This is a genomic window from Novosphingobium sp. AAP1 (assembly GCF_001295765.1).
GTDB classification, from domain to species: domain Bacteria; phylum Pseudomonadota; class Alphaproteobacteria; order Sphingomonadales; family Sphingomonadaceae; genus Novosphingobium; species Novosphingobium capsulatum.
In genome coordinates this window covers 258,091-278,978 of the sequence record NZ_LJHO01000002.1, presented here as the reverse complement: position 1 = coordinate 278,978, position 20,888 = coordinate 258,091, and the positions used below count along the sequence as shown (strand labels likewise).

The 20,888-nt window shown below is 64.9% G+C and carries 14 protein-coding genes; 7 read left to right on the top strand and 7 right to left on the bottom strand.

The features are described from left to right. Nucleotides 1–70: 70 nt before the first annotated feature. The 4 genes from amyA to IP65_RS20780 all read left to right on the top strand — a co-directional run bounded on the left by amyA (nucleotide 71) and on the right by IP65_RS20780 (nucleotide 4,350). On the top strand, nucleotides 71–1,555 hold the full coding sequence (gene amyA, locus IP65_RS05225; RefSeq protein ID WP_054131055.1) for an alpha-amylase: 1,485 nt from the start codon (nucleotides 71–73) through the stop codon (nucleotides 1,553–1,555). Between the two features lie 135 nt (nucleotides 1,556–1,690). Beyond that, complete coding sequence (locus tag IP65_RS05220; RefSeq protein ID WP_054131054.1) at nucleotides 1,691–1,987, top strand: hypothetical protein; 297 nt, start codon at nucleotides 1,691–1,693, stop codon at nucleotides 1,985–1,987. Between the two features lie 34 nt (nucleotides 1,988–2,021). Then, the gene (locus IP65_RS05215; RefSeq protein WP_054131053.1) at nucleotides 2,022–2,762 is read left to right on the top strand and encodes a TonB family protein; all 741 of its coding nucleotides are present in this window, start codon (nucleotides 2,022–2,024) and stop codon (nucleotides 2,760–2,762) included. Nucleotides 2,763–3,054: 292 nt separating this feature from the next. Then, on the top strand, nucleotides 3,055–4,350 hold the full coding sequence (locus IP65_RS20780) for a PD-(D/E)XK nuclease family protein (protein ID WP_082209185.1): 1,296 nt from the start codon (nucleotides 3,055–3,057) through the stop codon (nucleotides 4,348–4,350). A gap of 176 nt (nucleotides 4,351–4,526) precedes the next feature. Here IP65_RS20780 and IP65_RS05210 read toward each other — a convergent pair whose 3' ends face one another. The 4 genes from IP65_RS05210 to IP65_RS05195 all read right to left on the bottom strand — a co-directional run bounded on the left by IP65_RS05210 (nucleotide 4,527) and on the right by IP65_RS05195 (nucleotide 9,867). Next, nucleotides 4,527–5,336, bottom strand: coding sequence for an outer membrane protein assembly factor BamD (locus IP65_RS05210; RefSeq protein WP_022677032.1), 810 nt, complete (start codon nucleotides 5,334–5,336; stop codon nucleotides 4,527–4,529). A 200-nt stretch (nucleotides 5,337–5,536) separates the two neighbouring features. Beyond that, complete coding sequence (locus tag IP65_RS05205) at nucleotides 5,537–5,977, bottom strand: Rrf2 family transcriptional regulator (protein WP_022677031.1); 441 nt, start codon at nucleotides 5,975–5,977, stop codon at nucleotides 5,537–5,539. A gap of 102 nt (nucleotides 5,978–6,079) precedes the next feature. Continuing rightward, on the bottom strand, nucleotides 6,080–7,621 hold the full coding sequence (locus IP65_RS05200; protein WP_231627561.1) for a carboxylesterase/lipase family protein: 1,542 nt from the start codon (nucleotides 7,619–7,621) through the stop codon (nucleotides 6,080–6,082). A 5-nt stretch (nucleotides 7,622–7,626) separates the two neighbouring features. Next, on the bottom strand, nucleotides 7,627–9,867 hold the full coding sequence (locus IP65_RS05195) for a beta-glucosidase (protein ID WP_369801232.1): 2,241 nt from the start codon (nucleotides 9,865–9,867) through the stop codon (nucleotides 7,627–7,629). A 131-nt stretch (nucleotides 9,868–9,998) separates the two neighbouring features. On the opposite strand from IP65_RS05195, the gene IP65_RS05190 reads away from it, so the two are divergent. Further along, entirely contained in the window at nucleotides 9,999–11,111 is a 1,113-nt protein-coding gene (locus tag IP65_RS05190; RefSeq protein WP_054131051.1) for a LacI family DNA-binding transcriptional regulator, read from the top strand. Between the two features lie 22 nt (nucleotides 11,112–11,133). Here the strand turns inward: IP65_RS05190 and IP65_RS05185 are convergent, their stop codons facing one another. The 3 genes from IP65_RS05185 to IP65_RS05175 all read right to left on the bottom strand — a co-directional run bounded on the left by IP65_RS05185 (nucleotide 11,134) and on the right by IP65_RS05175 (nucleotide 18,151). Continuing rightward, on the bottom strand, nucleotides 11,134–14,604 hold the full coding sequence (locus IP65_RS05185; protein ID WP_231627560.1) for a glycosyl hydrolase: 3,471 nt from the start codon (nucleotides 14,602–14,604) through the stop codon (nucleotides 11,134–11,136). 117 nt (nucleotides 14,605–14,721) lie between these two features. Continuing rightward, entirely contained in the window at nucleotides 14,722–16,014 is a 1,293-nt protein-coding gene (gene rhaI, locus IP65_RS05180; protein WP_054131050.1) for an L-rhamnose catabolism isomerase, read from the bottom strand. A gap of 22 nt (nucleotides 16,015–16,036) precedes the next feature. Further along, a complete protein-coding gene (locus tag IP65_RS05175; RefSeq protein ID WP_054131240.1) occupies nucleotides 16,037–18,151 on the bottom strand; it encodes a bifunctional rhamnulose-1-phosphate aldolase/short-chain dehydrogenase in 2,115 nt (704 codons plus the stop codon). Nucleotides 18,152–18,358: 207 nt separating this feature from the next. On the opposite strand from IP65_RS05175, the gene IP65_RS05170 reads away from it, so the two are divergent. Together IP65_RS05170 and rhaT are read left to right on the top strand one after the other, a co-directional pair. Then, nucleotides 18,359–19,786 (top strand): FGGY-family carbohydrate kinase, encoded by a 1,428-nt coding sequence (locus tag IP65_RS05170; protein WP_082349789.1) that lies wholly within the window; start codon nucleotides 18,359–18,361, stop codon nucleotides 19,784–19,786. Nucleotides 19,787–19,821: 35 nt separating this feature from the next. Further along, nucleotides 19,822–20,886 carry an L-rhamnose/proton symporter RhaT gene (rhaT, locus tag IP65_RS05165; RefSeq protein WP_054131048.1) on the top strand — a complete coding sequence of 355 codons (1,065 nt, stop codon included), beginning with the start codon at nucleotides 19,822–19,824 and terminating at the stop codon, nucleotides 20,884–20,886. Nucleotides 20,887–20,888: the final 2 nt, after the last annotated feature.

Below are 20,888 nucleotides of genomic sequence, written 5' to 3'. Positions count from 1 at the left end.
CCGATGATGCACTGCAACCAATCCCGCGCTGGGGCATTTGCCGGAAAGCTTTCTCCTATCGGAGCTTCCCATGTCGCAGCGCACCCTGATTCAGATGTTCCATTGGTACCTGCCCGAAGGCGCGCTGTGGGACGATACCGCCCGCGCTGCGCCGGGCCTGGCCGAGATGGGCGTGACCGACGTGTGGCTGCCGCCCGCCTACAAGGGCGCCAGCGGCACCAGCTCGGTAGGCTACGATACCTACGACCTGTTCGATCTGGGCGAGTTTGACCAGAAGGGCACCGTGCCCACGAAATACGGCACCCGCGCCGCGCTGGAAGCAGCCTGCGCCGCCCTGCGCGAGCATGGCCTGCGCGTGATCCACGATGTGGTGTTCGATCACAAGATGGGCGCCGACGAGACCGAGCGCGTCAGCGTGCGCCGCACCAATCCCGACGACCGCACGCAGATCGAGGACGAGGCGTTCGACGCCACCACCCACACCCGCTTCACCTTTCCCGGTCGCGCTGGCGCGCACTCGCGCTTTGTTTGGGACCACAAGTGCTTCAGCGGGGTGGACCGCATCGAAGACCCGCAGGAAGACGGCGTGTTTCGCCTGGTCAACCAGTATGGCGATGGCGAATGGAACGAAGAGGTGGACGAGGAACTCGGCAACTTCGATTTCCTGATGGGTGCCGATGTCGAATTCCGCAATCGCGCGGTCTATGAGGAGCTCAAGTTCTGGGGGCGCTGGCTGGCCGAGCAAGTGCCGGTCGATGGTTTCCGCTTGGATGCGGCCAAGCACATTCCCGCCTGGTTCTTCCGCGATTGGGTGGGCCATTGCCGCGAGGCCATCAGCCCCGATCTGTTCGTGGTGGCCGAATACTGGCAACCCGATCTGGCCGCGCTGCACACCTATCTCGATCGCGTCGATCACCAGCTGTCGCTGTTCGATGCCGCGCTCGTCCACCATTTCTCCGACGCATCGCACGCGGGCGCCGATTACGATCTGCGCACGATCTTTGACGGCACGCTGGTGCAAAGCCTGCCCGAACACGCCGTTACCCTGGTTGCCAACCACGATACCCAGCCGCTTCAGGCGCTCGAGGCGCCGGTGGAAGACTGGTTCAAGCCGCTGGCCTATGCCCTGATCCTGCTGCGCGAAGGCGGCGTGCCCTGCCTGTTCCATCCCGATCTATACGGCGCCAGCTATGCCGATACCGGCGGCGACGGGGAGAACTACGACATTACCCTTGCCCCGGTTGCCTGCCTTGCCCGGCTGACCCAGGCGCGCCAGCGCTTTGCCCATGGCGCCCAGACCGATCTGTTCGACAGCCCCACCTGCATCGGCTTCATCCGCCATGGCACGGCCGATGCGCCGGGCTGCGTGGTGATCATCAGCAATGGCGAGCCCGCCACGCTCACGGCAGAGCTTGGCCCCGATCACGCTGGCGCGACGTTCGTCGATTGGCTGGGTCACGCTCAGGGCGAATGCGTGGCGGATGACCAGGGGGCGCTGGCCGTGCGGTGCGAGGGCGGCAGTGTCAGCGTATGGGTGCGCCAGGACGCTGCCTGAACCAGAACTTTACACGCTATTACAAAGGCTTGCGATCATTACAGAGATTTCATCGCCCGTGGCGTGAACCAACTGCCGCCTCGGTCGTTACCCCTGGCATTATTGCTGGATTGTAACAACGGGAAGGACACAATCATGCGCTCATTCAACCGCAAGCTCGCGCTGGCCCCCGCGATTGTCGCGGCGTTCGGCCTCACCGCGATCGACGCGACGCCGGCGTTTGCCCGCCACCACTATTCGTCGCGGGCGCACTATCGCTGGTGCCGTCACTCCAGCGGCACGACCGGTCTGGTGGCCGGTGGCGCTGGTGGCGCGCTGCTCGGCCATGCCCTGATCGGCGGCCCGGTGGGCATCGTGGCCGGCGCCGTGGGTGGCGCCCTGGGTGGCCGCGCGATCGACCGCACGCTTACTGCCAAGAAGCGCTGCCGCTAATCGATCTGGGGCTGCGTGGCCTAGCGTGCCAACCATGGCCTTTTCCGCCACGCAGCCCCGATCATCCCGGCTCGTCTCTGCCGGCATCGCCGCCAGCATCGAAGTGGGCCTCGCCATTGCCCTATGGCTCGGCCTCGCCCAGCCGGCGGGCCTGCGCCAGGCAACCCGCGACTGGCTGACGGCAGTCCGGCTCGACCCGCCGCCATCGCCCGCGCAACCGCCGCCGCCACCACCCAGCCATCATCATCGGCTCAGCGGCAATTCCGCTCCCCCTGCCCTGCGCGCCAAGGCAGCGCCGGTCTATGCCCCGCTGGTCATCCACGCCCCACCGCCACCGATCCCCGTCGCCCCGCAAGTGGCGCTCGGCACGCAAAGCCACAACGGCGCCGCGCCCACGCCCGGCCCCGGCAGCGGCGCTGGTGGCATCGGCAATGGCACCGGCTCGGGCGCCAGCGGAAACGGTGACGGCGCTGGCGGCAGCGACCCAGAATGGACCGGCGGCAAGATCAAATCGTCAGACTATCCCCTCGCGGCGCGCGAAGCGCACGCCCAGGGCACCACCTCCGTCACCATCGCGGTAACCCCACAAGGCCGCCCCAGCGCCTGCCACATCACCCAATCGAGCCACAACGCCGCGCTCGACACCACCACCTGCGCCCTCGTGCTGCAGCGCTTCCGCTTCCGCCCGGCGCGGGATGCTGCGGGGTATGCGGTGGCGGGAGAGGTGGATTATGATCAGGAGTGGACGATGGGGATGATGACGGACGGGGGGTGAGTGGCTGCGTGCGGGAGCGACTACTGCGGGACAGGAACAACAAAAACAGTCTTGTCCATGATAAAAATTAGTCCGATCTTCAATCATTTATTATTAGCAAACGCGCCCCAAGTTGCCCGCGGCTGCGGATCACGCCGAATGGTAGACAAAGCGGCGCACCTATGGTTATTTTCCGACATCCAGACTTGTGCATATCATCAACGAAATTAAATATCATGCGCCGGGAATTGCGCATGTCAACTAATCAAGATTTTCGGCCTACCCTCTGCAAGAATCTCGGAAATCCTAAGCTATGTCGGAACAACGCCTCCCTGTCGACCTCCTTCGCAAATTCGAAAAAAAGCTTCCTATACTCGAAGCAGAGAGACGCACGGCAGAACGCCACAGCGCGCCCAGACTCAATGCTTTCTCAATTCTGGGACCTGACGAGCGGCGCATAACATCGGTCCTATCAAACCTTCTCGACCCGTCAGGCCATCATGGGCAAGGCACTCTCTTTCTTAATTGCTTCTTGAGAGCCGTGGGCTTACCGGAAGTTGCCACTTTTCCAGAAAAAGTCTCCATAACGGTTGACGCCTTTACTGACAAAGGACGAATGATCGATCTTTTAATTGAAACCCCAAATGCATTAATGGGCGTAGAAGTAAAAATTTTTGCCAATCAATCGAAAAATCAACTGAGCGATTATTCAGATTATATAGAGGAAATGTCAAGACAGATACTAAAGCGACATGGCACGCGCCAAATGCCATGGAAGCTAGTTTTTCTTGCAGAGCAGGCGCCAGAAACCGCACAGTCGACCGTTATTCGCATGCCATGGGCGCGTCGCGAAGATGTTGAAGAAGAGGGTGTTTGGGCCGCACCGTTTAGAGATATAATCGAGCAGGCGATGCCACATATAAAAGCTATGCGAACTCGATCACTGCTAGATGATTTCCTAAATTGGATCGATCAAACCTTTGGGAATAGTTCAATGAGCGATGATCAATTCGAAGGGTATGCACAGGAAATTTCGCAAAATTTCGGCGATCCCACGCTCCGACGGGCACTCGGTATGTTCATGCTCAACAAAGCGCACCAGCATCTGCACCGACTGGCAATCGAAGCAATCGAAAAAGCGATCTTAGATGCCCTCAAAAAGAACTGGCCAGATTTACAGATCGAGCCTGGCTCAACTTCACTTTATGAAAGACTTATCGGGCAGCATTGCGAATGGGCATTGCGCCGTCCTAATTGGCCGAAAGGAGCGGCCATTGCCTTACAGAACGACGTCAGAAAACCATTCGGTCATGTTTTTTTCGGATTACGCGCTCTAAAAGCTAACAACTTTGAAGCTAAAAACTATGCCCACATGGTTTGTGTGGAACGCTATATAATAGATGAAATTGTAACACCAGAATTACCTCGTGGCGAAACTCATCCATGGTGGGCATGGTGTATCAATAGCAAAAATACACTATGGGACACACAATTTTCCGCTCGCTTAATGATCGAATCACCAGATGGTGATATTTCTCAGCATCCAGACGTTGAATTCATTATTAATCATCTTTTGCTCATTTGTAAAAAGATGGAGCTGCTATCCTGAGCTTGAAACCCTGAGTTTCAGGATGGCATGACATAAAGGCCAATTTGAACGAAGGATCGCTTTCAGCGATAGCGCGTGTGGTCACGAACGGCCGGATCAGCAGCACCACCCTAACCCCACCACAAAAAAGGCGCCCCGCAGGCGCCCTTCTGTAACTTCGCAATCTGCACCCCAAATCACACCGCGCTGATATCGTCGCCCTTGGCGTTCATCAGCTTGAAGGCGCGCTTGTACCATTCGCTGCCGGGATAGTTGGCGCCCAGCACGGCGGCGGTCTTCTGGGCTTCGTCCCGGATGCCCAGGGCCAAGTAGCATTCGACCAGGCGGAACAGTGCCTCGGGCGTGTGGCTGGTGGTCTGGTACTTGTCGATCACCACGCGGAAGCGCAGCGTGCCGGCCAGCCACTTGCCGCTCTTTTCGTAAAAGCGGCCCACTTCCATTTCCTTGCCGGCCAGGTGGTCGTTCACCAGGTCAAGCTTGAGGCGGGCGTCGGTGGCATAGTCGGTGTTGGGATAGCGGCGGATCACTTCGGTCAGCGCGGTCAGCGCCTGCTGGGTGATCTTCTGGTCGCGCGTGACGTCGCTGATCTGCTCGTAATAGCACAGCGCCACCAGGTAATAGGCATAGGGCGCGTCCTTGTTGCCGGGGTGGATCGACAGAAAGCGCTGTGCGGTCTGCACCGACTTGGCATAGTCGCGCGCCACGTAATAGCTGAACGCACCCATCAGCTGCGCACGGCGGGCCCAGGGCGAATAGGGGTGCTGGCGCTCCACTTCGTCGAACAGCGCGGCGGCCTGCTTGGCGTCGCCCTTGTCCAGCCGGTCCTTGGCCGTCATGTAGAGCGTGTCCACGTCGCGGGCGACATAGGCCACGTCCTTCTTGGCCTTGCCCCCACCCGCACACCCAGCGGTCAGGCCCATGGCAACAGTGGCGGCGGCAAGAACGGCGATGCGCAGCGGGCTGCGGCCAGAAGCAGGAAGGGTCATGCGCCGTCCTATAGCCAGCGGCTTGGCACTCGCCAAGCGAAGGTTGCGCGACCCCCGCAAAAGTTGCGGTTGATTGCATTTTTCCGGGAATGCCCCGATCGTTCGTCATCCTGGGCTGGACCCGGAATCCCGCTTTTTCTGGACGGTGCATCTGCAGCGGGACCCCGGATCACGTCCGGGGTGACGAGAACCGATGAGGATTAGACCGCGGTCTCTTCGAACGGCGGGACCAGCGTGATCGCGTCGGCCAGGGTCACCTTGTCCAGCATGTCTGCCATTTCATCGCGCAGGCGGATCATCAGCCCGCGCAGGCGGCAGTCGGCCTCGGGCAGGCAGTTGGCGCAGTGTTCGTGGGCGTTGCGGCTGGCGCAGGGCACCAGGGCCAGGCTGCCGCGCGTCAGGCGGATGATGTCGCCATAGCGGATGTCCACCGGGGGCAGCGCCAGTTCATAGCCGCCGTCGCGACCGCGCTGGGACACCACCACGCCTTCGCGGGCCATTTCCGACAGGATCACGGTCAGGAATTTGCGCGGGATGTTCTGCGCCTCGGCAATCGCGTCAAGCCGCACCGGGCCTTGTCCAAACGTGTCGGACAGATGCTGCAGGGCACGGATCGTATAACGCGTTTTTTGCGAGAGCATGGGAAATACAAAAAGCCGGTTGCGCGCGAATGTCAACGCCAACGCTTGAATATCCCGGTGCAATGCGGCGATTGCCCGCGGCATTGCACCGGGATCGGTATCTTATGGCTTGATCCGCTGCTCCACGAAATCGATCCGCGCGCGATAGGGATCTTCCACCTGCGTGGCGCCTGCTGCGGTGATCAGGTGGACGGTCGTGTCGGTGGGCGTCACCTTGGGCCAGGGTGCCAGGCCGGGCAGGCCATCGGGGCGCCCGGTCTTGGCAAACGCCACCCACATCTTGTGCGTCAGATCGGCCACGGGCTGTTCGGCGGCGATGGCCCTGGGCGTGGTGCGCCCGGCCAGGCTGTCAAACACATAGGGCAGTTCCGAGGCATGCGGCGCGCCGCCCATCTTTCCGAGCGGCTCGGGATGGGCATAGGCAAAGCGATAGAGATAGACCGGCTGACGCGGGGCCAGCGTGCGCGCGATGGTGCGCGCCGGCTCGATGAACATGCGATCGGCGCTGGTCATCGTGCCCACGATCAGGCCGCTGGTCGTGCCCTGGGGATCATAGAGCGCGCGCGCTTTGTCGGCATCGGCGCCATAGGTGGCAAAGATAGCGGCCTTGTCGGTCGTCATCGGGAAACCATCGGCCGAATTGGCGCCGATCATCACCGGCACGGGCGCATCGATGCCGGCGGCGGCGGCATCGTTGGACGCGCCCACGATCGTTTGCCCATCCACCATCGGCCCGGAATAGCCGGTCTGCGCCATGGTCATCATGCTGAGGTTGCCGGTCACCTTTTCCTCAGGCAGCGCGCGCAGGGCGGCGGCATCGAGGCCGGGGGCAAAATCGGCGCCGATCTTGGCCGCGCGGGCCATCGTCGGCATCGGCAAGGTGCCATCGCGCCCACCGCCGGATTCGATGATCGCGCGGGCAAACAGCCCGCGTGCCAGCGGCGATTGCAGCAGCATGTGCATGCTCATCCCGCCCGCGCTTTCGCCGAACACGGTCACGTTGGCCGGATCGCCACCAAAGGCCGCGACATTGGCCTGCACCCACTTGAGCGCGGCGATCTGATCGAGGAAGCCGAAGTTGCCACCCAGCCCTTCATCCTTGAGCGCGGGATGGGCAAAGAAGCCGAAGCGGCCGAGCCGGTAGTTGAGGCTGACCAGGACCACGCCATCGCGGGCAAAAGCCGCGCCGGAATAGACCGCCGGCGACGTGCCGCCGTTGACGAAGCCGCCACCGTGCACCCACACCATCACCGGCAGCCGCGCGTTGGCGGCCGCGCCCGCCGGCTTCCACACGTTGAGATAGAGGCAATCCTCGGCCGGCTGGGTGCGGATCGGCGCGGCATCGGGCGGGAACGGTGCCTGCGCGCAATCGTGGCCATAGTGCGTGGCATCGCGCGGCGCGCTCCATGCCGCAGCCGGCTGTGGCGCACGCCAGCGCAGATCGCCCACCGGCGGCGCGGCATAGGGAATGCCCTTGAAGCTGGCGACGGTGCCTTCCACCGCCCCCACCAGGGTGCCCTGGGCCACCGTCACGGTTGGCGCGGCAGGCGCCGCTGGCGCAGCCTTGGCAAGCGTAGCGCCCGGCAGCGACAGCGCGCCAGCAAGCATCAATCCTGACAGCATCAGCGTTTTGCGAAAGGTCATGATCTTCAATCCTTCCAGTTGCGCGCCGCCAGGCGCACCGTCACCACCTGCCCCAGCGTCTGCGCATCGCTGCCCAGCGCAAAGCCATAGTTGCCCGCCGGCAGCGTCCAGCCGCCACTGCCCTTGCCATCATCCCGCCAATCGGCGAGCAGGCGCTGGTCGATCGCCACGCTGACAGTCTTGCTTTCGCCCGGCTCCAGATGCACGCGGGCAAAGCCGACGAGGCGGCGCTTGGCCGTGCCGGCACGATCGACCAGATAGACCTGGCCGACATCATCGCCCGCCACCTTGCCGGTGTTGCGCAGGGTAAAGCGTGCGGTCTTGCCATCCACGCTCAACCCATCCTGGGCAAAGCTGGTGTAGCTCAGGCCATAGCCGAACGGGAACAGCGGCTTGGCCCCGGTGCGGGCGAACCAGCGATAGCCCACGTCCGAACCTTCGATGTTGTAGTCGGCCTTGAGCGTGGTGGTTGGCGTGGGCGGGTTGCCCATGAAATCGGGATCGAGCGTATCACTGCCATCGAGCTTGGGCCGGGGCAGTTGCGCCACGCTGGCCGGGAACGTGACCGGCAGGCGCCCCCCAGGGTTGGCCTCTCCAAACAGCACCTTGGCGATCGCCTCACCGCCGCGCGCGCCGGGATACCACGCTTCGAGCACGGCCGCGGTCTTGTCCAGCCACGGCATCGCCACCGGGCCACCGGTTTCCAGCACCACGATCGTGCGCGGATTGGCCGCTGCCACCGCCGCGATCAGCGCATCCTGGCCATCGGGCAAGGACAGATCGGGCTGATCGAGCCCTTCGGTGCGCCATTCGGTGGCAAACACGATCGCCACGTCAGACCGGCGCGCCGCCTCTACCGCATCGGCGATATAGCGCCCGTCGCGGAAATGGATGGCCGCCTGCGGCACCCGCGCCTTGATCGCATCGAGCGGGCTGGAACGGTGGAACTGCTGCTGCATGATGCCGGCAAACATGCCGCCAGCCAGCACCGGGCGGGACACCACCGGCCCGCCATCGCCCTGCACCTGGCTCGACCCGCCGCCCGACAGCACACCGCCATCGGCATAGCCGCCGATCACCGCCACGCTCTTGGCATCGCGCAGCAGCGGCAGGGCATTGTTCTGGTTGCGCAGCAAGACCATGCCGGCAATCGCCGTCTGTTCGGCCACGGCCGCATGCGCCGCGGCATCCCACTCGCCGCCCGGCGTTACCGGGTTCTTGTCGACGCCGGTGGCATAGATCGCGGTCAACACGCGGCGGTTCATGTCGGCCAGGCGCGCGGCCCAGGCCTTGTCGCTTGCCGCCTTTTCCGCCAGCTTGCTGCCGAAATAAACCGCCTTGTCGAGCTGTTCGCCCGATTGCTGATCAAGCCCGGCCATCGCCGCATCGAGCCCTGGTACCGCGCCCCAGTCAGACATGACGAAGCCCTTGTAGCCCCAATCGCGCTTGAGCACGGTGTTGAGCAGCCAGCTGTTGTCGCACGCGCGATTACCGTTGACGCGGTTATAGGCGCACATGACCGAGCCGGGCTGGCCCTGTTCGATGCCGATCTGGAAAGCCAGCAGATCGCTTTCACGCGCCGCGGCGTTGCCGATCTGGATGTCCACGAACTGGCGCCCGGTTTCCTGGCCATTGAGCGCGAAGTGCTTGATCGTGGAAATGATATTGTTGGACTGGATGCCCCGGATCGCCGCGCCCACCAGCATGCCCGACAGCAGCGGGTCTTCCGACAGGTATTCGAACGTGCGCCCGTTGCGGGGATCGCGCGTCAGATTGACGCCGCCCGCCAGCAGCACGTTGAAGCCGCTGGCGCGCGCCTCGGCGCCAATCATCGCGCCGCCCGCCTGCATCACCGCCGGGTCCCAGCTCGCCGCTTGGGCAATGCCCGATGGCAGCGCTGTCGCGCCCCGCTTGCGCGCACCCGAAACCCAGGCCACGCCCAGGCTGGCGTCGGTTTCCTTGAGCGCGGGCACACCCAGGCGTGGCAACCCGGCGATGTAACCGGCGCCTGGCACCGCGTCAGTCGGGATCGGCGGGGCACCGGGAAACAGCTGGATGGCCATGATGCCGTGGGTCAACGTGGTGCGCTCGTCCGGCTGCATTGCCTTGACGGTCTGATCGGCCCGTGCCTGCGCCGCGGTCATGTCGACCGGCGCGCTGCTTGGCGCCTGCGCCTGGGCCGAACCCTGCGCCAGCCCTGCTCCGACCGCAGCCAGCGCCACGGCCGAAAGAAATCTCCTGCCCATCTTCATGCACCCTTCCCGTTGATGGCTACAGCGCCACCTGCTTGTTCCGCGTTATCGTGCCGCCGCTTGTCAGCGTTGTCAATTACCTGTTCAGGTTGGCTTGCCGGACAATTGCGTTCATAGCTTGGCCCATGCCCGATCCCGCGCAAAGCCACCGCCCCTCTGCAACCGCCAGTAGCGCCGACGACGACAACGATGCGGCACCCACCACAGCCGGCCGCGCGACGGGTAACATCACGATGAACGATGTGGCGCGGCATGCCGGGGTGTCGCTCAAGAGCGTGTCGCGTGTGATCAACCGCGAGCCGCATGTATCTGATACGCTGCGTATCAAGGTGGAAAAGGCGATTGCCGATCTGGACTATGTCCCCGATCTGGCGGCGCGCTCCCTGGCCGGGGCGCGCTCGTTCATCATCAGCGTGCTATTCGACAATCCCAGCCCCAACTACACGATGAAAATCCAGGCCGGCGCCTATCAGGCCTGTGTCGACAACCAGTATCACCTGCGCATCGACCGTATCGATTCGGCCCGTCCCGATGCCGAGATCGTGGCTGATCTTGCCGCATTGCTGCGCAACGGACGCTGCGATGGCTTTGTGTTGACCCCGCCGCTGGCCGATCTGCCAGTGGTGCTCGATTTCCTGCGCGAACAGGGCGTGCGCCATGTGCGCGTCGCACCGGAAAAGCCCAGCCTGGAGGCGCCGGGCATCGGCATGGACGATACGGCCGCCGGGGCGGCCGTGGCGCAGATGCTGTGGCAAGCCGGGCATCGCCGCTTTGGCGTGCTGACCGGGCCGCCCAACCATGGCGCCGCCGCGCGCCGCCGCCTTGGCTTTCTTGCCGCCCTGGCCGACCTCGGCCACACCGGCCCGGTGGTGGAAGCCAACGGCGGGTTTTCGTTTGAAGGCGGCATCAGCGCCGGGGCCGATCTGCTGGCACACACCCCGCGCCCCACCGCCATCTTTGCCACCAACGACGATTCGGCGGCCGGCGCGCTGGTTGCCTGTTCGCGGGCCGGCCTTGCCGTGCCGCGCGATGTGTCGATCTGCGGGTTTGACGATAGCTGGGTGGCGCGGTCGGTCTGGCCCTACCTCACCACGGTTTACCAGCCGATCCAGGAAATGAGCTATGCCGCCGCCAGCCTGCTGATGGACCGCGAGGGTGATGCGGCGCCCGCGCTGCGCCTGCTGCCCTATCACCTGGTGGAGCGGGACTCGATCGCCCCGCCCCTGCCCGAGGCCTGAAACGGGGTTCAGTGCCCCCGCGTCAGTGGGTAGTGCCCAGCACCACCGGCCCCACCAGGCCCGATGGGCGCAGCGGCGCATCGGCATTGTAGGTCGGGATCGCCGTCCAGGTTACCTTCGTGGCGCCGGGCTGGGCATCGCCGATCAGGCGGTTGACCCAGCTGTTGGCGACACGCACGGCGATCGTGTTGTTGCCGTTGTGCACCGCGCTGCCCACGTCAAAGCGATAGGGCGCATGCCATTGCGTGCCCAGCGTCTGGCCGTTGACCGTGACCTCGGCAATGTCGTGCACCTCCCCCAGATCGAGCCACAGTGCCTGGCCTTTCTTCCAGCCCTTGGGCAGGCGGAACGTGCGGGCATAGGTGGCCATGCCCGAGAAATAGCGCACCCCAGCATCGGCATTCTGGTCCAGCCGCGCCAGCGTGGGCATGGCCAGCGTCGCCGGCGCGCCGCGCCCGGCCTGGAACGCCACGGTCCAGCCGGTGCCGGGCTTGCCGGCCAGGGGCCCCAGCGGCACATCATGGCTGGCGCGTACCTCGCCATGGGTGGCGGTGGTCGCCTTGCGGAACACGACGAACACCGATTCCTCTGCAGCCAGGGTCAACGGCACGATGGTTTCGCCATTCTCGCTGCGCCACGAAACCGGCTCTACCTTGCCGCTGTCGGCATGCCACAATTCGGGCTGCTTGCCGGTCACACGGAAATGCGCCTCGAACGTCTCGTTACGGTCAAGCCGGTTGACCAGGAACCACGCGTCGCCATCGGTCAACTGGCGATGGACGAACGGCACTTGCGCGTCACTCGCGCCGACCAAGCGGAAATCGGGCGCCACGCCCAGCCGCGCCAGCCCCGCGTCCACGTCAGCCAGCGCGATCACCCGGCCCTTGCCCACCATGGCATCGCCGCTGCCGGGCCACAGCCGCGCCACCAGCTGCTGCCACTGCGCCGCGTTGGCAGGTTGCGCATCATCGAGCGCCGGCGATCCCTGCGGCGCCAGGCCGATCACGCTGGCCCCGCCATCGACCAGTTCGGCGAGGCGGCGCAGGGTCTTGAGCGTCATCATCCGCGATGAGCCGCCGAGATAGACCGCGCGATAGCGTGCCCCACCCTGGCTGACGAGTTCGTTGCCCTGGTTGAGCAGCACGCCGCCCAGCGCATCGGCATTGACGAAGTCATAGGCGTTGGCCTTGGGCGCATCGGCCACCGGCGCCTTGCCATAGAGGCCGGTCAGCGGCGCTTCCTCGCCATAGAAATAGGCGACATCGGCCACGTTGCGCCCCTGCTGCAACAGTAGCGAATTGCGCGCCATGTAATCCACCCAGGGCCGGGCCATTTCCGCCCAGCTTTCGTGGCGGTTGAAGAACTGGCCAAAGATCATCAGCGAAAGGCCTGGCACCTTGTCATCGGTGGGCTGATGGACCGAGGTGTGCACCACCGGGCGGTTGATCCCGCTGACGAATTCCAGGTCGATGATGCGGCGCAAGTCCTTGGGTGTATAGGCCCAGGGCGCCAGTGCCGAGGTCATGGATTCAGCCGCGACCAGGTTCTGGCCATAGACATGCGCAACAGAAGCCGCACCCTTCATGTCGGCCAGATAGCTGGGGTTGGGGCCAGCCTGGCGCGAAAAGGTCCACAGCGCGGCCATCGGCACATCGGCCCGGGCGCGCATCGCCATGTCGTCGCCCAGCATCGGGCGATTGTCCTCCAGCGCCTCGCCATAGACCTTGAGGCCGTTTTCGTGCGCCACCTGGGCCACCATGCCATAGTGTTCCGAGGCGAGCAGATCCGCCAGGGTGCGGCGCCAGTCGTAAAGAAAGCGATCGGCATCGGCGCGGCTGCCGATCAATACGCCGGCCAGCGTCGGCAGCCAGGGCGTTGGGTCATAGCCGCGCAGGCGCTTGAACTGGTCGATCATCTTGGGCGTCCAGTTGGCTGCGCCCACCTCGATGGAATCGGTCAGCAGCGCGGTAACCCCGCGCCGCCCGATCAGGTCTGCCCCGGCGGCATCGCGGTACATGCCCAGATAGTGCGTCAGATAACGCCGCACCGCCGCGCCATCGAACTTGTCCACTTCCAGCCCGGTGGCCTCGGGCGCGGCCGGGTGGTTGGTCGTGCCCAGCAGGCTGGTGCCAAAGCGCAGGATGCGCCAGGCGCTGCCGGCCGGCGGGGTCCAATCGAGCGTGCCATCGGGGCGCAGCTTGCCGGTCAGGTTCAGCACCTTGGCCGCGTCAGGCCCGCTGGCGGCAGCATCGGGCGTGCCCAGCGCGTAATAGTCCTGCTCCACGGCAAAGCCGGCCTTGGCCTCGAACCGGTCAACCCGCGGTTGGGCATAGAGGCGGAAGTGGCGCAGATCGAACGGCGCGGTGGCGCCAGCGGACATCATCTTCATGAAGCCCACGTCGGTGGCGGCACCCGGCGCCGGATCGCCCAGGTTCGATCCCTTGAGCGGCAGCGGCGCCAGGACCAAGCGGAACTGGCTGGCGGTAACCGGGGCAAAGCTCACCGAGGTTGGCGCATTCGACACCGGAATATCGGCCACCTTGGTCCAGGTCGTGCCGTCGCTGCTCGCTTCCAGGCGCGGCGCCACCACGGCGCCGGCAAACATCGCCTTGGCCCCGGCCATGAACAGGCTGACACCGCGCACGGTCTGCGGCCGGGCAAACCGCGCCAGCACGATCGACGGCTGTTCGGCACTGCCATGGGCGACCATCTGCCGCTTGGCAAAGCTGTCGCCGGTCAGCGCCGCGGCATCAAGCGGCTTGCCATCCGGGCCGGTGATGGCCGGCACAGGCAAATCAACCTGGCCGGCATCCACCGGCACCGCCAGCACGGCCACGTCGGCATAGAATTCGTGCGCCTGTTCCGGGCCTTCCTTGGTCAGCGCCGCCAGCGGGTCGTTCAGTTCCATATCCTGGAACGTGCCGGTCACGCGCGGCGGCGCTGGCAGCGGCGCGGTCAGCGCGGCGCCACCGGGCACCACGGTTTCGCTCCACACCACTTTCTTGAGCGCATCGGCCGGCTGCACCCACGGGCCGCCTGTTTCCGACCAGCCGGGCGAGGAGGCAATGGCCAGTTCAAGCCCGCGCGCGTCGGCGGTATAGGCGGCAAAGCGGAACGCGTCCTTCCATTCCGGCGACATGAACACCAGGCGATGATCGACCACCTGCGGCGTCATCAACCCGGCATCGAACGCCTGGAGGCCGCCGATGCCCATGCGGCTCATCCAGTCAATGTCCTTGGCGATGCCATCCTTGGTGACATTGCCGTTCATCCAGTGCCACCACACCCGCGGCCGCGCCGAGGCGGGCGGATCGCGGAACTGCAGATCGAGCGGCACGGCCGTGCCGGCATGCACCGCCGCCACGCCCGGCACCGTTGGCGCCGGATCGGGTGCCGCCATGGCCACGCTACCGCCAAGGCCAGCACCCACGCCGGCAAGTGCGCTGGCCAGCAGCAGGGCGGTGCGGATGCGGCAAAGCGCCGGCTCGATCATGCAATTCTCTCCTGGGAAATCCGTTTTCGGTTTTGGCCATTTGGCCCGTCAGGGCAAGGGGTTGGCGCGCTTCGCCCCCTGCCCCGGTCGCGCCCCGCCATCATACAATGCGCTGGGTCAGACGATGCCGGCGCCCAGCCCCACGGCCTTGCGCTCCTGCGCCTTGCGCGCGCGATACTGGCTCAGGCGATAGGCTTCCAGCACGTCGATCGCGCCGCCGGCGGCCACGCGCGCCTTGGCTAGGATCGGCGCCACGTCGATCGAATAGGCGCGGCGCAGCGCCTGGAACGCCATCATCGTGTCGTTGCTTTCTTGCGCCGCATGCAGCGCATCGCGATCGACCAGCAAAGCCTTGGCAAAGCAGCCGGTGATTGCCTCAGCCGAAGACAGCATGGATTCGATCGGATCGGTCACGTTGTGCGACTGGTCGATCATATAGCTCGGATTGAAACCGTCGCGCGGGTTCAGCTCGGCCTCGACCAGTTCGTTGAACACCAGGAACAGCTGGTGCGGGTTGATCGATCCGGAATCGAGATCATCATCGCCATACTTGCTATCGTTGAAATGGAAGCCGCCGAGCTTGCCGAAGCGGTGCAGCCGCGCCACGATCTGCTCGATGTTCACGTTGGGCGCATGGTGGCCCAGGTCGACCAGGCACTTGGCCTTGGGCCCCAGTTCCTGCGCCGCCAGGATCGAGCTGCCCCAATCGGAAATCACCGTGGAATAGAACGCCGGCTCGAACATCTTGTGTTCCAGCAGCATGCGCCAATCGTCGGGCAGCGCGGCATAGACCTGCGAAGCGGCATCGAGATAGCGATCCAGGCTGCGGGCAAAGTCCTGCTGGCCGGGGAAGTTGGTGCCATCGCCCACCCACACCGTCAGGTCGGTCGAACCCAGCTGCTGGCCGATCTCGATGCATTCGATGTTGTGTTCCACCGCCTGCTGGCGGGTGGCGGTATCCTGCGCCGAAAGCGAGCCGTTGGCGTAGGTATGCGCCTGGCCCGGCTGATCCTGGAACGTGTTGGAATTGACCGCGTCCCAGCCCAGGCCCAGCGCGGCGGCTTCTTCGCGCAGCGCAGCAAAGTCGCTCACCTTATCCCACGGAAAGTGCGGCGATACGCGCGGAGTCACCCGCGAAAGCTGGTTGATGACGGCGCAATCCTCCAGCTTTTCGTGGATATTGGTCGGCTCCCCGGGAATGGGAAACTTGGCAAAGCGCGTGCCGCCCCGGCCCGCGCCCCAGCTGGGCACCGCCACGGAAAAGCTGGCGACGCGGCCCAGCACGGCATCTATATCGATGCCGGTGCGGGCCAGCTTGCGGCCCAGCGCATCATAGTCTTCGTCCAGCGCCTCGGCATGGCGGGCATTGGCTTCGGCGATGAGATCGGCCGACAGGGGCAACTGTGTCATTGTCTTGTTCTCTCCCGAATGCTCAGCGCGTGAAAGCCTGAACGTTGCCGGCGTCCACGTTGATCATGTTGCCGGTCGACTTGGCCGATGCTTCCGAACCCAGCCAATAGGCCGCCTCGGCGATGTCTTCGGGCAGCACGTCGCGCTTGAGCATCGAGCGGTTGCGATAGTGCGCTTCCAGTTCCTCGCCGGCGTCGATCTTGTTCGAGGCCGCGCGTTCCTTGCGCCAGTCGCCGTCCCAGATCTTGCTGCCCTTGATCACCGCATCAGGGTTCACGACGTTGACGCGAATGCCTTCGGGCGCGCCTTCCAGGGCAAGACAGCGGGCCAAGTGGTTGGCCGCAGCCTTGGCGCTGGCATAGGCAGAAGCCCCGGCGGCGGCGGCCACCGCGTTCTTCGACCCGATGAACACGACCGAAGTGCCGCCCTGTTCCTTCATCCGCTTGAGCAAGCCCCAGGCGTGCTTGGCGGTAAGGAAATAGCCCTGGGCAAGCACGTCGAAGTTGCGGTCCCACAGCTCCAGCGTCGTCTGCTCGATCGGTGCGGACGAAGCAATGCCGGCGTTGGCGACGAGGATATCGAGCCCGCCGAACTCGCGCGCGGCATAGGCGAAGGCCGCCTGCACCTGGGCTTCATCGGTCACGTCGCAAGCCACGGCACGAACGACGTCCTTGCCAAACTGCTTGGCAAACCCCGCGCGTACGTCTTCGGCGGCGGAGGCATCCCGGTCGGCCAGGACAACGCAGGCGCCTTCGCGCAGGAAGCGGGCGGCGGTGGCCGCACCAATGCCACCGGCACCGCCGGTAACCAGCGCGATCTTGCCGACCATCGGCTTGGGCGCCGGCATGCGCTGCAGCTTGGCTTCTTCAAGCAGCCAGTATTCGATGTCGAAGGCTTCCTGCTCGTCGAGCGCGATATATTCGCCGATCGCTTCGGCACCGCGCATCACGTTGATGGCATTGCCATAGAATTCACCGGCCAGACGCGCAGTCGTCTTGTCGGTTGCAAACGTGATGCGGCCAACGCCGGGCACGAGGACCACGACCGGGTTGGAATCGCGCATCGCCGGGCTGTTGGCGCGCTTGCAGCGTTCGTAATAGGCGGCATACATCGCCCGATAATCGGCGATCTTTTCGGCCAGATAGGCATCATCCTGAAGCCGCGCCGGGTCGAGCGTCAACGGCGCGATCTTGGTGCGCAGGAAGTGATCGGGACACGAGGTGCCGAGCGCGGCAAGGCGTTCGAACTGAACCGACCCGGCAAATTCCAGCGCCTCGGCATCGTCGGACCAGTGACCCAGCTTGCGGCCCGCACCGGTCATGAAACCACGCAGGCGCGGCATCAGGTCGGCCGCAATGGTCGCGCGATCCGGGTTCGGCGCCACCTTCTGCCCGCCAAACGCCGGCTTGGCCGCCAGCTTGCCGTTGAGATAGTTCGCGGCATCGGCAATCAGCTGCACGGTGTGCTCGTAACAGGCCTTGGCGCTGTCGGCCCAGCAGATGATGCCATGGCCGGCCAGCATCACGCCTTCGACCTGCGGATTGGCCCGCACATAATCGCGCAGCATGACGCCCAGGGTATAGCCGGGACGCTTCCACGGCAGCCAGCCGATCTTGCCGCCCCAGATCTCCTGCGTCGCCGCTTCGCCGCCCGAAGAGGCTGCCAGCGCAATGATCGCGTCGGGATGCACGTGGTCGACATGGGCGAACGGCAGCAGCGAGTGCAGCGGCGTATCGATGCTGGCCGCGCGCCCATTCAGGTTGAACGTGCAATGCGGCAGATAGCCGACCATCTTGTCGTCATCGTCAGGCCCGGCATAGTGCGCTTCCAGGCCCAGCAGCTTTTCCTGATAGAGCGTGGCAAAGCCATCGAGCTTCATCGAGCCGATGTCACCACCCGAACCCTTGACCCACAGCACCTCGACCGCAGCGCCGCTCAACGGATCGGTTTCGGTGAGCTTGGCCGAGGTGTTGCCCCCGCCAAAATTGGTCACCGTCAGATCGGAACCCAGCAGGTTGGAGCGATAGAGCAGCAGCTCTGCCGGCGACAGCGTGGCGGCGTGGGCATCGTCCCAGCGGCTGGTCGGCACGGCAAAAGGAATGGCGGCGTCTGCGGCAACAAGCGTTTCGACGGTCATGGCATCCTGCGTGGATTGGGCCATCGAGTCGCTGCCCGATTGGCCGGTGAACGTGGGGCGGCACAACCAGGATGATTGCATCGCGTCGCAGGGCTGCTAACATTTTTGGTGGAATTGATCAAGAATGATTGATATTGATCATTTCCACACAAGGCGTCGGCGGCGGAGATTCTCCCATCGGGCGCCACCAAACGGAGAGCGAGTGGCTTGGCACGGGGCAGCATCATCGTCATCGATCTGGGCAAGACGCTCAGCAAGGTCAGCCTGTGGCGCCCCGATGGCACGCTGCTCGATCGCAAGGTGCGGCCCAACGCCCCGATCGAGATCGACGGGCTACGCCGGCTCGATGCGCAAGGCATCGGCGAATGGCTGATCGGCGCCTTGCGCGAATTTGCCGCCGTCCCGCTCGATGCGCCGATCGACACGATCGTTCCGGTGGGCCATGGCGCGGGCGTGGTTGGCGTGGCACAAGGGGCGCTGGCGTTTCCGCCGCTCGATTACGAACAGCCGATCCCCGACGATGTGATGGCCGCCTATCGAGCGCAGCGCGATGCCTTTGCCATCACCGGCTCCCCCGCCCTGCCCGATGGCCTCAACCTTGGCAGCCAGTTGTTCTGGCTCGAACAGCTCTATCCCGCCGCCTTTGCTGCCGATGGCCCCACCCGCGCCACGCTAATGCCATGGGCGCAATATTGGGCCTGGTTTCTCACCGGCACGGCCACGAGCGAAGTGTCGAGCCTGGGCTGCCATTCCGATGTTTGGAACCCCGCCCAAGGCACGTTCGCGCCCATGGCGGCGCGGCGCGGCTGGGCCGATCAGTTTGCCCCGGTGGTGCCCGCATCGGCGCAAGTCGGCTTGCTCTCTCCGCGCCTGGCACGCGCGACCGGGCTGCCTGCCACCACGCGGGTGCTTGCCGGGCTGCACGATTCCAATGCCGCGCTGATGGCCGCGCGCGGCTTTGACCAGTTGGCCGGACAGGATGCCACGATCCTGTCCACCGGCACCTGGTTCATCGCCATGCGCCTGGCGCGCGGGGCATTTGATCTTGCCGCCCTGCCCGAAGCGCGCGATTGCCTGGTCAATGTCGACGTGTTTGGCCAACCCGTGCCCTCTGCCCGGTTCATGGGGGGGCGCGAGATCGAAAGCCTGATCGAGATCGACACGCGCCGGGTCGATATCAAACCCGATCAGCCCGCGCTGCTCGCCGCCGTGCCCGATATCCTGCGCGACGGCACGATGATCCTGCCCACGCTGTGCCGTGGCTTTGGCCCGCTGCCCCATGGCACGTTTGGCTGGATCGGCCAGCCGCGCGACTGGTACGGCCGCCGCGCTGCCGCGTGCCTCTATGCTGCACTGGTTGCCGATATCTCGCTCGGCCTGATCGGCGCCAGGGGCCACCTTCTGGTCGAAGGCCGCTTTGCCGAGGCAGAGGTATTCGTCCGCGCGCTGGCGGCACTGCGCCCAGACCTGGCGGTCTATACCGCCAATGCCCACAACGACGTGTCGTTCGGCGCGCTGCGCCTGATCGATCCCACGCTCAAGCCACAGGGTGAACTGGTCCCGGTCGCGCCGCTGGAAGGCGATATCGCCGCCTATCGCGCCGCCTGGCACGCCGCCATTTCCCAACCGGCCTGACACCACGATAAGAAACACGAGAGGAAGCAACGACGATGGGCGGAAATCCGGCACTGGGCGTGCTGTTTCACTGGCTGGGGGGCTTTTCCTCGGCCAGTTTCTATGTGCCGTACAAGCGGATCAGCCGCTGGTCGTGGGAGGTGTTCTGGCTGGCGGGCGGGCTGTTCTCGTGGGCGATCGCGCCTTGGCTGTTTGCCTCGCTGCGCACGCATGATCTGCTTGGCGTGCTCGCCGCCGCGCCGCGCCAGACTTTGCTGTGGTGTTGGTTCTGGGGCGCGATGTGGGGCTTTGGCGGGCTGACCTTTGGCCTCACCATGCGCTATCTCGGCCTCTCGCTGGGCATGGCCGTGGCGCTGGGCCTCACCACCGTGATCGGCACGATGGGCCCGCCGATCTTCCATGGCACGCTGGGCGATATTGCCGCCACCACCAGCGGCAAGCTCACGTTGCTGGGCATTGCCATCACGCTTGTCGGCATCATCGTCGTTGCCCGCGCCGGCAGCGCCAAGCAGCGTGACCTGGGCGGCACCGCCAGCGTGGGCGTGGCAGAGTTCAACCTCAGGAAAGGCATCCTGATCGCGATCTTTTCCGGCGTCATGTCAGGCTGCTTTGCTTGGGGCCTCGATGCCGGGCAGCCGATCCGCGATCTGACCCTGGCCGCTGGCACCGATCCGCTCAGCCAGGGGCTGCCAGTGCTGTGTGTCGTGCTTGCCGGCGGGCTAACCACCAACCTGGTCTGGTGCCTGATCCTTATCGCGCGCAACCGGAGCGCCGGGCAGTTCCTGGGCGCGGCCAATGACGGCACCGGGCGCGCACCGCTGCTGCGCAACTATGCCCTCGCCGCGCTGGGCGGCACGCTGTGGTATGGCCAGTTCTTCTTCTACACCATGGGCGAAAGCCAGATGGGCAAGTACGGCTTCTCGTCGTGGACGCTGCACATGGCCTCGATCATCCTGTTTTCCACGCTATGGGGCTTTGCCCTCAAGGAATGGAGCGGCACGAGTGCGCGCACCCGCACCATCGTGTGGAGCGGCATCGCCCTGCTGGTCGGCGCCACCGTGGTGATCGGCGCGGGCAACATGCTGCAGGCCGCTGCCTGACG

Bases quoted from the DNA above. Each gene is read 5' to 3' on its own strand.
- amyA (WP_054131055.1), top strand. From the start codon at position 71: ATGTCGCAGCGCACCCTGATTCAGATGTTCCATTGGTACCTGCCCGAA.
- rhaI (WP_054131050.1), bottom strand. From the start codon at position 16,014: ATGACACAGTTGCCCCTGTCGGCCGATCTCATCGCCGAAGCCAATGCC.
- IP65_RS05215 (WP_054131053.1), top strand. From the start codon at position 2,022: ATGGCCTTTTCCGCCACGCAGCCCCGATCATCCCGGCTCGTCTCTGCC.
- IP65_RS20780 (WP_082209185.1), top strand. From the start codon at position 3,055: ATGTCGGAACAACGCCTCCCTGTCGACCTCCTTCGCAAATTCGAAAAA.
- IP65_RS05190 (WP_054131051.1), top strand. From the start codon at position 9,999: ATGCCCGATCCCGCGCAAAGCCACCGCCCCTCTGCAACCGCCAGTAGC.
- IP65_RS05195 (WP_369801232.1), bottom strand. From the start codon at position 9,867: ATGGGCAGGAGATTTCTTTCGGCCGTGGCGCTGGCTGCGGTCGGAGCA.
- IP65_RS05210 (WP_022677032.1), bottom strand. From the start codon at position 5,336: ATGACCCTTCCTGCTTCTGGCCGCAGCCCGCTGCGCATCGCCGTTCTT.
- IP65_RS05220 (WP_054131054.1), top strand. From the start codon at position 1,691: ATGCGCTCATTCAACCGCAAGCTCGCGCTGGCCCCCGCGATTGTCGCG.
- IP65_RS05200 (WP_231627561.1), bottom strand. From the start codon at position 7,621: ATGACCTTTCGCAAAACGCTGATGCTGTCAGGATTGATGCTTGCTGGC.
- IP65_RS05175 (WP_054131240.1), bottom strand. From the start codon at position 18,151: ATGACCGTCGAAACGCTTGTTGCCGCAGACGCCGCCATTCCTTTTGCC.
- rhaT (WP_054131048.1), top strand. From the start codon at position 19,822: ATGGGCGGAAATCCGGCACTGGGCGTGCTGTTTCACTGGCTGGGGGGC.
- IP65_RS05205 (WP_022677031.1), bottom strand. From the start codon at position 5,977: ATGCTCTCGCAAAAAACGCGTTATACGATCCGTGCCCTGCAGCATCTG.
- IP65_RS05185 (WP_231627560.1), bottom strand. From the start codon at position 14,604: ATGATCGAGCCGGCGCTTTGCCGCATCCGCACCGCCCTGCTGCTGGCC.